11 protein-coding genes are annotated in these 12,204 nt (G+C 49.2%); 1 reads left to right on the forward strand and 10 read right to left on the reverse strand.

Going from position 1 to position 12,204, the window contains the following annotated elements; translation table 11 throughout:
• The first annotated feature begins 502 nt into the window (after positions 1-502).
• A complete protein-coding gene (locus tag M0Q40_11410) occupies positions 503-919 on the forward strand; it encodes a putative ABC transporter permease (protein ID MCK9223204.1) in 417 nt (138 codons plus the stop codon).
• Here the strand turns inward: M0Q40_11410 and pyk are convergent.
• The 10 genes from pyk to M0Q40_11460 form a co-directional block, all read right to left on the reverse strand.
• The gene (gene pyk / locus M0Q40_11415; GenBank protein MCK9223205.1) at positions 887-2,353 is read right to left on the reverse strand and encodes a pyruvate kinase; all 1,467 of its coding nucleotides are present in this window, start codon (positions 2,351-2,353) and stop codon (positions 887-889) included. The genes M0Q40_11410 and pyk overlap by 33 nt on opposite strands.
• A 21-nt stretch (positions 2,354-2,374) precedes the next feature.
• Positions 2,375-3,676 (reverse strand): homoserine dehydrogenase, encoded by a 1,302-nt coding sequence (locus M0Q40_11420; GenBank protein MCK9223206.1) that lies wholly within the window; start codon positions 3,674-3,676, stop codon positions 2,375-2,377.
• Positions 3,677-3,692: 16 nt separating this feature from the next.
• Complete coding sequence (gene proB / locus M0Q40_11425) at positions 3,693-4,817, reverse strand: glutamate 5-kinase (protein ID MCK9223207.1); 1,125 nt, start codon at positions 4,815-4,817, stop codon at positions 3,693-3,695.
• A 25-nt stretch (positions 4,818-4,842) separates the two neighbouring features.
• Positions 4,843-6,126 carry a GTPase ObgE gene (gene obgE, locus M0Q40_11430; protein ID MCK9223208.1) on the reverse strand — a complete coding sequence of 428 codons (1,284 nt, stop codon included), beginning with the start codon at positions 6,124-6,126 and terminating at the stop codon, positions 4,843-4,845.
• Between the two features lie 289 nt (positions 6,127-6,415).
• Positions 6,416-6,733 (reverse strand): 50S ribosomal protein L27, encoded by a 318-nt coding sequence (rpmA, locus tag M0Q40_11435; protein ID MCK9223209.1) that lies wholly within the window; start codon positions 6,731-6,733, stop codon positions 6,416-6,418.
• Positions 6,734-6,751: 18 nt separating this feature from the next.
• Entirely contained in the window at positions 6,752-7,078 is a 327-nt protein-coding gene (locus M0Q40_11440) for a ribosomal-processing cysteine protease Prp (protein ID MCK9223210.1), read from the reverse strand.
• 3 nt (positions 7,079-7,081) lie between these two features.
• A complete protein-coding gene (gene rplU, locus M0Q40_11445; protein ID MCK9223211.1) occupies positions 7,082-7,396 on the reverse strand; it encodes a 50S ribosomal protein L21 in 315 nt (104 codons plus the stop codon).
• 164 nt (positions 7,397-7,560) lie between these two features.
• Positions 7,561-9,273 (reverse strand): Rne/Rng family ribonuclease, encoded by a 1,713-nt coding sequence (locus M0Q40_11450; GenBank protein MCK9223212.1) that lies wholly within the window; start codon positions 9,271-9,273, stop codon positions 7,561-7,563.
• Between the two features lie 15 nt (positions 9,274-9,288).
• Positions 9,289-10,023 (reverse strand): TIGR03936 family radical SAM-associated protein, encoded by a 735-nt coding sequence (locus M0Q40_11455; protein ID MCK9223213.1) that lies wholly within the window; start codon positions 10,021-10,023, stop codon positions 9,289-9,291.
• Positions 10,024-10,036: 13 nt separating this feature from the next.
• Positions 10,037-11,839 carry a TIGR03960 family B12-binding radical SAM protein gene (locus tag M0Q40_11460; GenBank protein ID MCK9223214.1) on the reverse strand — a complete coding sequence of 601 codons (1,803 nt, stop codon included), beginning with the start codon at positions 11,837-11,839 and terminating at the stop codon, positions 10,037-10,039.
• Positions 11,840-12,204: the final 365 nt, after the last annotated feature.

The raw sequence follows: 12,204 nt of genomic DNA on the forward strand, positions 1-12,204 counted from the left end.
ACGTTCTTCCCAAAGCTGACGTTTGTCTTGGGTCACCACACCAGTCACCTCGCTAAGTTATGATGGTTCGATTATCCCACCACAACAAAACTGGTGCTATGTGGGTTAGCTTTGACGTTTACGCTATTTGGCTCAAATCATTGAGCACGCGCTGACAGTCTTCAGCTTTTCAGGTTCAAGTGAATGGCATTATCTACGGTCTTGAGACATGATTCCAACGCTATCCCGAGTGACTTGCGCAACACCTCCAGCAACGATAGCTCCAAGTCTTGCAGGGAAATGTTAAAGTATTCTCGAAGATTTCCCCATACGAGAGGCTCGATCCCTTCTTTTACCTCTACCTCATCACTAAGGATCCGCGTATCTCTCTTACTATTACTAAGAACACCTAGTAAGACCCGTAAACTTCTTACTCATACTTGCTGCCCTGTTTTGGATAGTCTGTCCAAAGGACCCGGTTTCTTTCAGGGAGTTTGGTTGGCGGTTGTCCCAGACTAAGCACATGGGCTATCGATTCTTTACTTACGGACTACTTGGATGGACAATGGAAATTGTGTGGACTGGTTTGGGTTCCTTCTTGCGCGGCGAGTGGCAACTGGTGGGTAGGACCTATCTGTGGATGCTCCCCATTTACGGACTAGGAATTGTTTTGGAACCTATTCATGATCGGATTCGTCATCTGCCGTGGTATCTGCGAGGATTGGTTTGGGTTGGTGCCATCTTCGGCGTGGAAGCAATCACAGGCACAATCTTGAGGGTAACAGTTGGTATCTGTCCTTGGGATTACAGTCGTACATCTTATTCGGCTTTGGGGGGAGCAGTCCGGCTCGACTACGCCCCCCTCTGGTTTGGAGTAGGTCTTGGATTTGAGAGACTCCATGACTTTCTAGACCAAGTCAGAGTCTTGCTTCGGCCCTAGTTCATGCACCTTAATAAAATTAGTGCCCACCGGTGTACTACCGCCGACCCCCGCAGTGACAGCCACAAGATCGCCCCTTGAGGCAATACCAAGCTCACAGGTCCTTTGAGCGCTAAGCTCAATGACAGTATCGGTATCCTGAGCAAAATCGACAATACGGGGGAATACACCCCATACTAGGGAGAGCTTCCTAGCTACCTTGACCGAAGGAGTTGTGGCTACAATCGGAGTCTTGGGTCGGAAACGGGCCACCTTCCTTGCGGTACTACCTGAACGGGTGGAAGAAATAATCGCCTTTAATCCCAACTCATAGGCCGTCACACAGGTAGCATGACAAATGGCATCGGCAACAGTTAGGGAGGTCTGGGCTGCCCGTTTATCTAGGATCTCCTTATAGGGCAATGCCACATCGGCGCGGTCAGCAATGGAGCGCATCATCTGCACCACTTCCAAGGGATACTTGCCCACCGCAGTCTCCCCAGAAAGCATCACCGCATCGGTGCCGTCGAAAATAGCATTGGCAACATCAGCAACCTCAGCCCGGGTAGGTCGGGGATTTCGCACCATAGAATCGAGCATTTGGGTGGCGGTAATCACTGGCTTCCCCGCCTCATTGCACCGGCTAATGATCAGTTTCTGTAGGAGGGGAACCTCCTCAGTAGGTAATTCGATACCCATATCACCCCGCGCGACCATAATACCATCAGCAGCATCGATAATCTCCCCGATATTCTCAATACCCTGCATGTTCTCGATCTTGGCAATGACATCAATGTCCCCTTCGAGACTATCCAAAAGCCTTTTTACCGCCAGTGCATCCTCCGCCCGCCGGGTAAAGGAAAGGGCAATAAAATCCACGTTAAGCTCACAGGCAAAACGGATATCTTCAATATCTTTCTCGGTAAGAGAGGGCAGGTCAATGCGGATCCCCTGTAGGCTTACACCCTGTCTGCTTTTTAGGATCCCGCCGGTCGTAACAGAGCAGACTAGCTCACCTTCACTGATCTCCTGCACTACAAGTTCAATCATTCCATCATCAATGAAAACCACTGTGCCTGGTGTTACATCGGTAAGAAGGGAAGGATAAAGCACTGATACACGTCTACTATCCCCAACAATCGGTTCCGGGGTCAGGCGAAAGGTCTGACCCTTTCCCAGGATAATCGGCTCTTTCACTTCACCGGTGCGGATCTTGGGACCTTGGATATCAAACATAACACCGATATGTACATCGAGTTCACTAGCCGCACGGCGCACGTTCTCAACCCTTTTTCTGTGTTCATCATGGGTGCCGTGGGACAGGTTTAGTCGGGCTACGTTCATACCATACCGAACCAGATCATAAATTATCTCGTAGTCCTCGGAAGCCGGTCCGAGGGTACACACAATCTTTGTTTTTCTTTTAGCTCGCTGCAGCAAGAAGCTGTTTACCACGAATATAATGCCCCTTTCTAATTACCGGTGCAGTCGTAGGCACAAAGGCTTGCCCCAGACAAAACTCTGTGCGGCTATTTCCTCAATGGCTTCATTCATTGCCGCTTCTTTGGCCTGGTGTGTCAAGATCACCAAGGGAACGTAGTTGTCTTTTCCATGAATCTCCATTTGCAGCACCGAAGCAATACTAATGCCAAACTTTCCAAAAATGGATCCCACCTGAGCCAGAATTCCCGGCGCATCATAGGCAAAGAACCTGATATAAAAGCGATTGGAAATCTCCCCTAAGGGTGCTAGGCGCGGAGAGTCGCAGGGGTCAATCGTACGGTTGCAGAAACCAACCCCGTTCCTAAGCAGTAGGTCCTTGGATAGATCCACGATGTCGCTAACTACTGCACTGGCAGTGGGTAGTTGCCCGGCGCCCGGTCCATAAAAAGCGGTGTTTCCGACAAAATCCCCGGTAACCGAAATGGCATTGAGTTCGTTATTCACCGAAGCGAGAAGATGGCTGCCTGGAACCAAGGTCGGATGTACCCGCAGATCCAACCCGCTATCCGTATCCTTAAATATTGCCAGCAATTTAATCACGTAGCCAAAACTCCGGGCAAAATCAATATCTAGCTTAGTAATATCAGCAATCCCCTCTACAGGGATCCGATCGAAATCCACAACTGCAGAGGAGACAATAGATGCTAAAATAGCCAGTTTATGTGCAGCGTCATAACCACTAATATCCAAAGTGGGATCTGCTTCGGCAAACCCTTTTACCTGTGCTTGTCTTAATGCTTCATCGAATTCCATGCCGTCTTGATACATTTTGGTCAGCACATAGTTCGAAGTACCATTAAGAATACCTTCCATGCTGATGATCCTATTTCCTACTAAACCCTCTTTAAGGCCTTTAATGATCGGGATGCCGCCGCCAACACTTGCTTCAAATAATAGGTCTACATGGTGCTCTCTGGCCAGTTTGAATAGTTCCCGTCCTTTGGTGGCAATCAAGGCCTTGTTCGCAGTTACCACATGTTTCCCGGCACAAATCGCCCTTTGTACCAGATCATAGGCAATCTCCGTCCCACCAATGGTCTCAACCACTACCCTAATCTCTGGATCATCTATGATCACAGCGGGATCCTCACTACACACCACAGCAGATAGATCAAGATCATGGTGCCCCCAACGGACATCTACAGCGGCCTTTAGTCGATAATCGATTCCCGTACGAGCCCTTAACAGCTCCCTTTGGTTTAGCAATAGCCGGGCAACTCCGGTACCCACTGTTCCAAGACCGAATATCCCCACATTAAGTCTGTTTTCCGCCAAAGCCGGCAACCCCCTCCTATGATGGTTTATTGGCATTTACGCCCGGCACAATAACCAAGTTATCTCGATGAATCACTTCATCGTAGTAGGCATGTTCCAAGACCTTGCTCAACTGATCTGTCCGTAGACCCATGATCTTGGCAACTTCTTCCCCATGGTAATTCACCAGTCCCCGACCCACTTCATTACCCGTCTCATCCACAACAAGTACTAGGTCTCCCTGGGAAAACTCACCTTCCACACCGATAACTCCACTGGGTAGCAGAGACTTACCGTGTACAACTAAGGCCTGCTGGGCGCCAGGGTCAATCTTAATCCTTCCTTGGGGCTTCTGATAAAAAGCCAACCAACGTTTCTTACCCATAATCTTTTGCTTCTGCGGCACAAATCGGGTACCGATTTCCTCTCCGGCAACAATTCTGCGGATCACATCTTCAATTTTCCCATTGGTAAGATAAGTGGTAATTCCGCATGCCATTGCGGTTTGTGCAGCCTGTAGCTTTGTGATCATTCCTCCGGTTCCCACCCCACTAATACTGTCTCCCGCTGCTTGTAGCAGTCTTTCATCAATACAGGTCACCTCAGGCACAATCCTAGCATCGGCATACTTGTTGGGGTCCTTGGAATACAGGCCATCAACATCGGATAGGATAATCAACATGTCCGCATCGACTAACGCCGCCACAAGGGCGGACAACCGATCATTGTCCCCAAAGCAAAGCTCATCCACCGCGACAGTATCATTCTCGTTAATCACCGGAATCACGCGGAAATCTAATAGTTTTTGCAGCGCGTGTCGGGCGTTCAAATACCTTTCTCGCTGCATTAGATCCGCCCGTGTTAAAAGCACCTGGGCTGTAGTCTGTCCATACTCACTGAAGAGTTTTTCGTACACCTGCATCAGCAGTCCCTGTCCCACAGCGGCTACCGCCTGTTTCTCAGAAACAGAGTCGGGACGTTTTTTCAAACCAAGTTTACTGACTCCCGCCCCCACTGCCCCGGAACTAACTAAAACCACTTCATGCTCCATATTACTTAGGTCAGAGACTTGCCGGACAAGCCGTTCCATCTGCAAGAAATTCAATCTTCCATTGGCATGGGTAAGGGTGCTCGTCCCCACTTTAACCACAATCCGTGCCATAACTTTCCTTCCCCCAAAAAACAGCCTACTCTACGTAATCAAACTCAAATTCCCCAATTCTAACCGTATCACCATTGGCCACACCAGCATCCCTCAAGGCATTAATCACCCCGGCCCGTTCCAGCCGTCTACTAAAATACCTTAAGGCATCGGGGTTTTCAAGATCAACCCTGGCAAGAAAGTGATCAATCCCCGCACCTTGCACAACGTAGACGCCATCTTCTTTGACCACACTAAATTCCTCAAGGGAGGGCCGGGACGGTCTAGGACGGTGCACATAAATATCTTTGGGGAGAGATTCCTCCTCTTGGGATTTTAGTCCTTGGAGCTCTTCGAAGATCCGGTACTTCAACTGCTCCACACCTTGGCCTGTCACTGCAGATATGGCCAGTACCTCGGCCCCATCAAGTTCCCTGATAAACTCATCTAGGGTTTTTTCTAACCGATCACCTAACAGATCCGTTTTGTTGGCACATAGGATCTGGGGCAACTCGGCCAAAGCCGGATCATAGGCCGCAAGCTCTCGGTTAATCGTCAGAACGTCCATGGCCGGGTCTCTGCCTTCACTTCCCGACAGGTCCACCAGATGCACAAGAAGTCTTGTTCGTTCCGCATGTTTCAAGAACCGGTGCCCCAGGCCCACTCCTTCAGCCGCACCTTCAATCAGCCCTGGTAAGTCTGCAACAACGAAGCTCTTACCAGGCTCAATGGACACTACGCCAAGATTAGGCACCAAGGTGGTAAAATGGTAATCGGCTATTTTCGGCTTTGCATTGGAGATCGCCGAAATCAAAGTGGATTTGCCCACATTGGGATACCCAATAAGGCCCACATCTGCTAGGAGTTTGAGCTCCAGCCGCAGTTCCACCCGATCTCCCTTTTCACCCTTTTCCGCAAAGGCAGGGGCTTGTCTTTGCGGAGTAGCAAAACGCGCATTCCCCCGGCCACCCCGGCCACCTGATGCCACTAACAGACGTTGGTTATGTCGGACTAGATCACCTAGAAGCCGGTTACGTTCATCATATACTAAGGTACCCACAGGCACAAAGACAATGAGATCCTCACCGTTTTTGCCAAACCGTCTCGCGCCTGCGCCTTTTTCGCCATCCTGAGCCCGGTAAAGCTTTTTATAGCGTAAATCAACTAACGTATTTAGATTTTGATCGGCAACAAGAAATACATCTCCACCGTTACCGCCATCACCACCGTCAGGACCCCCAGCGGGTATATACTTCTCCCTGCGAAAACTCGCTGCCCCGTTACCACCATGGCCGCCCTCAACTGATATCTGTACTTCATCAATAAACATCTGTTTCCACTTCCTAACTCGGTACCGTAGGCGCAGTAAGGTTCTGGCCTGACAGGGGAATATCTAACCCCTGTGGATAGTAGGCTTCTTGCCTCTATCTTAATCGTATCATACCCTGCTTACCAGGACCATATGAAAGGGACAGTAACCCGCTAGATTAACCCTCAAACAGACACTATCTTTAGTCACCCAAATGATACCAAGATTCCAAACGAAAGGCAATAAGAAGAAAAAAGAGCCCTCCCCCGTACTATCAACAGAAGAAGGCTCTTAAACTAGCATCGCTTTACTACCCTTCAATAACACCCACTGCAACCGCGGGCTCGAGTACCTCAGGCTCAACGCTGACGAATTTACCATTACGTCCTTTGGCATCATAAGAAACATATCCGTCAACCTTCGCAAACAAGGTATGATCTCTGCCTAGCCCAACATTATCCCCAGCCTTAAACTTAGTACCCCGCTGCCGGACTAGGATGCTACCAGCAATCACAAACTGTCCATCATGTCGTTTTAGACCCAGCCTTTTGGACTCACTGTCCCGTCCATTACGGCTACTACCGACTCCCTTTTTCGTAGCAAAAAGTTGTAGATCAAAATATAGCATTTGCATCATGCCTCCCTTCTAATTCAATCGCACAAAATCGGGATACTGGCACACTATCTGTTCAAGTCCCGTTAGCATCGTCTTTAACAGCAAGCTGGCGTTGTGTCTCATCTCCTTGGATAATTCCGCATAATTATCTATTCGACAAAGCAACCGTCCAGGCCCTTGCTGTATCGTGGGATTCAGCCCCACATGTTCAATTAAACCCTTGGCCGTGGTTAATGTTAGGACAGAGACTGCAGCACAGACAATATCGCGGCCCCTCTCCTCATAACCACTATGCCCCTTGGCATCAAACCCAATAAGGTCACCCGCAGAATCCTTAAGCATATCTATGGTAACCATAAATCAGCCAACTATCTGTTCAATCCGCAGCTTCGTGTAAGGCTGTCGGTGTCCATACTTCCGCCGGTAGTTCTTCTTTGGTTTGTACTTGAAGACCACAACCTTCGGTGACTTGCCATTCTTCACTACTGTGGCTACCACCTTGGCCCCATCCACAAAGGGATTACCAGTATTAACTTTGCCGTCTTCCACCACCAAAAGAACATCCTCAAGTTCAACCGTCGTGCCCTCTTCGGCACCTAACTTCTCCACAAAGAGCTCTTGTCCTTCAGATACCCGGTACTGCTTCCCACCGGTTTGAACCACTGCATATCGCATGGGCTTTGCACCCCCCTTTAACGTCGACCATACAGCCGACAGGCTCGCCGGAATCAGGTAGGCCAAACCTTTAAAACCCATCCCGAGCGGCTTCAGTGATTGAAGGAGCACCTTAAATCACCTACGGAAAGATTCTATCACATGAACATAGCATGGTCAAGGGCTTAGCTGACTCGCTCATCGATAACTTTACCCTTGGCATAGGTACGAAAAACTTTGGTAATCTGCACCTGCAATTTGCGCCCAACATGCTGTCCTGCCCCTTGGATATCAAGTACATAGCCTTCTATACGGGCAATCCCATCCTTAGGATTACTAATGTGGGGCTCCTCTACCTCAATCTCGATGATCTGGCCCTCGCTAACCGGTAATGCCATAGTTTCAGCCTGTTGACGGGTGCTGGCGGCAATAACACTGGTCTCATCCACCCGCAACTCATCGCACCCTTTAACATAGATGTACTTGCCAGTTTCCTCTTCAAGGCGCCGCAGGTTCGAGCCGCCGCTTCCGATCAGAAGGGAGGCTACGTGGGGATGCACCTGCACGAAAATTGCTTCACCCTCCATTACCCCAGCGGTATGCCGCACCTGGCGCTCCACCTGTAGAGCAATGGAAGTCTCAGAAAAGACATGTCCTGCTCCGCCACAGTAGGGGCACGCAGTAAACAGGGTTTCACCAAGATCCTGATACACCTTCTTACGTGTTAACTCCACCAAGCCCAGGTTCGTAAACCCAAGGACGTGAACTTTGGTCTTGTCCTTGGCAAACTCTTGCTCCAACCGTTCTAAGACCTTCTGCTCATCGGCTTTGCTATCCATATCTATGAAGTCGATAATCACGATCCCACCAATATTACGCAGTCGCAGTTGCCTGGCAATCTCGGTAGCAGCCTCCAGGTTAGTCTTCAGCACAGTATCCGCAAGATTCGTAGAACCAATGAATTTGCCCGTGTTCACATCAATACTAATCAAGGCCTCGGTATCATCGATAATCAAGTACCCCCCACAATCCAACCAGACTTTCCGCTTAACAAGCTTGTTGATCTCCGATTCAATCCCAAAGGCTTCAAAAATTGGCGTCTTTTCCCCAAAGTAGAACACCCGGTTCTTCAATGCCGGGGATAGGGAATCCAAAAGATCTAGGATCTTTTGGTATTCCTGTTTCGAATCCACAATAAAACGACTAATATCCTGGGTAAACACATCCCGCACCAAACGATAAATCAAGTCATAGTCTCGATATAGCAGGGCTGGGGGACTGTGCCTTTTTCCGTCAGCTTGTATCGTACTCCATACCCGCAAGAGAAAATCGCGGTCCGCCTTTAGATCCTCTTCATTCTTTCCCGCTGCGGCTGTACGCACAATCAATCCGATCCCTTGGGGTTTAAGACTCGAACCCACCTTACGCAGCCGCTCCCGCTCCGCGGCATCATCAATTCTTCTAGATACCCCAATATGATCTACCGTCGGCATCAAGACTAGGTATCTGCCGGGAATGGTCAGCTGAGTAACTACCCGGGCCCCCTTAGTCCCCACTGGTTCTTTAGTGACCTGCACAATAATCTCTTGGTTTGGTCGCAATATTTCGTTAATAGTCTTTCCACTGGAGCACTGGGCAGCATAGTATTCACCATCGTCGTCTCCGTTTTTGTAGTCCACCGCATCATCTACATATAAGAACGCATTCCGCTCCAGCCCAATATTCACAAAAGCAGCCTGCATCCCGGGCAACACATTTTCCACTCTTCCTTTATATATATTCCCGGCAATCCTCTTATCGTTAGTCCGTTCAATATATAGTTCAACTAGAACTTGATCTTCCTTGACCGCAGCCCTAGTCTGACCGGCTTCAGCATTCACGATCACTTCCTTGATCAACTTGGTCAACTCCCTCTAGCACGCTTCTAGGCTCGCATACGTTAGAGGACACCGCAGCTTGCCGTCCTGTTTTATGAAAAGTCCCACACGACATACCAAAAAATCCCCCACTCTAGCCCCGGCCAATTGAATAATCTCCCCGGGGCGTACGTTTATTTGGCTTCCAATCTCTACTCTAATGAACCATCCTGTTCCTAGCTCCACAGGACTGTCCATCATTGACTCCAGCTCCGATACGGCGGTATTAGAAAGCAAATGTATATCAAAAATCCCTGGGCGAAGGTCCACTTCCCTAATCCTTGATTTTGTCTGTCTTGTTACAGAAAGCCGACTTTTCTCCATTAGACAAGACATAGCCTGATCCAACTGCTCCTTTACTTCATCGGGAACATCGGGCAAATAGAACAGGGCATAGTCCGCTACATTGATCGCCGCCATTAATGAAGTACCGCCTGCTTTCTCCTTGGCGGAAATAACCCTAAGACCTTTTGGCAGCTGCCCGTTTAGTGCTTCGACTAGGTCATCGGGAACCATATCCTCTGCTAATCGCAGATCAACATACTCACTGAGACTGCAAAAACCTACACTTAAGGGCGGGCCAAAGGACAATAACATATGGGGATTGAAACCTTCACTAAACGCTACGGGTACCTGTGCCCGGCGTAAAGCACGGGTCAGCGCCCGCAGTAAATCCAGGTGGGAAATGTGGCGGATCGGGGCCTTCACTGCAAACTTCAGTCTAATATCCATTCTATCCTATCCTTTACTTTTCCGCAGACCCTTTCACTAGCCTCATGGTAGCGGGCAGTTCTTGACATACGCCGCATCTAAGACACCTGTCCCGGCAGCCTGGACTATGTGCGACTTTAAGGGCCGTTTTGTATTCCTCGATCAAGAACCCCTTACTCACTCCGCTGTCAATGTGATCCCAAGGATTGACCTCATCAAAATCCCGGGAACGGTTTGCATAAAACGACATATCCAGTCCACAATCCCCAAAGGCCTGCTCCCATAATCCATAATTGAAGTACTCATCCCAACCGTCGAACAAGCATCCCAAAGTCACCGCTTGTTCCAAAACCGAAGACAATCGTCGATCTCCCCGGGCAAAGACAGCCTCAAGCACACTTTGCTCGACATTATGGCAGCTTAACTTAACACCTTTGATACCCAGGTTCTCCTTAAGGTAGCGCTGCTTGTCTAAGATCACCGCCGGCTGATCCTGAGCACAAAACTCAAAGGGAGTATGGGCCTTGGGGACAAAGGTGGCAACGCTAACTGCTATCCTTAGCTTTCCTGCCTGCCTGCCAAGTCTCTCGTGTCCTAGCTTCCTAACCCGCTTGACAATGTCCACAATACCTGCCAGATCTTCTTCCCCCTCTGTGGGAAGGCCTAGCATAAAATACAGTTTGATGGAAAACCAGCCCGCATCGAAGGCTGCTGCCACCGCGGCTAGTAGATCCTCCTCGGTTACCTGCTTGTTGATCACCTTCCGCAAGCGTTCAGTTCCGGCTTCCATCGCAAAGGTCAGGCCTGTCTTACGCACCTTCTGAATCTCACTAGCTAACCCCACAGAAAAAGAGTCAACCCGCAGGGACGGCAATGCCACCGATACCCGGCTTTCCCCCAAGTCTTCCATCAAGGACTTCACCAGGGGAGCGATCTGACTGTAGTCCCCGCTACTTAGGGAAGTAAGGGCAACTTCCTCGTGACCTGTACCCCGGATTAAATCCAACGCTTGCTCCCTTAGAAGCAATGGATCCCTCTCCCTGGGAGGCCGATAGACAAAACCTGCCTGGCAAAAGCGACATCCCCGACCACAGCCCCGCATCACCTCAACCATCACCCGATCGTGGACCGGTTCAATCCAGGGAACAATCGCATTCCTCGGAAAGAAGGCCTGGTCTAGATCCGCAACTACTCGTTTCTGCACCCTTGTCAGTGCATGCGAATTGTTAGGTGCAATACCTGCTATTTGCCCAGACGGATAGTAAGTGACATCATAAAAAGAGGGAATGTAAAACCCGGGGATTGTGGCAGCCTGCTCTAAGGTCTCCTGTCTTGTCCAGCCTTGGTCCTTCGCCCGACGGACCAAATCTACAAGATCAACTATCGCTTCCTCTCCATCACCAATCACAAACACATCAAAGAAATCTGCGATAGGTTCAGGATTGAAGGCACAGGGACCTCCTCCGACTACTAACGCTTCTTGGTTAGTTCTGTCTTTGCTACGTAGGGGAATCCCGCTTCGCTTTAACATATGCAGGATATTCGTATAGCTTAGTTCGTACTGAAGGGTAAACCCTAACACATCAAAGTCGGCAATTGGATGAAAGCTCTCTAGACTATAAAGAGGAACTCCTTCCTTAATCATTAGTTGGTACATATCCATCCAGGGCATATAGGTTCGCTCACATAATGCATCCTCACACTCATTGATCCGCCAATAGAGAATCTGTAGGCCCAGATGGGCCATCCCAATATCATACACATCTGGGAATGCCAGAACCACTTTTACCATGTCCGGCTGCCATGTTTTCTGCACTGCGTTGTATTCACCGCCCATGTATCTAGCAGGCTTACTCACATAGGGAAGCAACTTACTCTCAATAATCTTTCGCACAATACCCCTCCGTAACAAACCGAGCAATACCACTTGAGTATATATTATATCACATTCTTAGGCTTCATAACCCTAGCTAGTCTCAGGAAAATCCAGCGCCATCACATCCCACACAAGGCATGTCCCCATTAAGAAGCCGTGCTCGCAAACACAAATACAATACTCTTTCGTTGCATCATCTAATAGTGTTAGATACCACAATAAATGAGACGGTTAGCGCGTACATTATTTGAGACTGAGGCATAGATATTGGAGGATGGTTCGTGGTTGTTTTGTAGCGTTGACCAATAGGATGGAAGGATATCGTA

The organism is Limnochordia bacterium (assembly GCA_023230925.1).
Lineage (GTDB): Bacteria > Bacillota > Limnochordia > DUMW01 > DUMW01 > JALNWK01.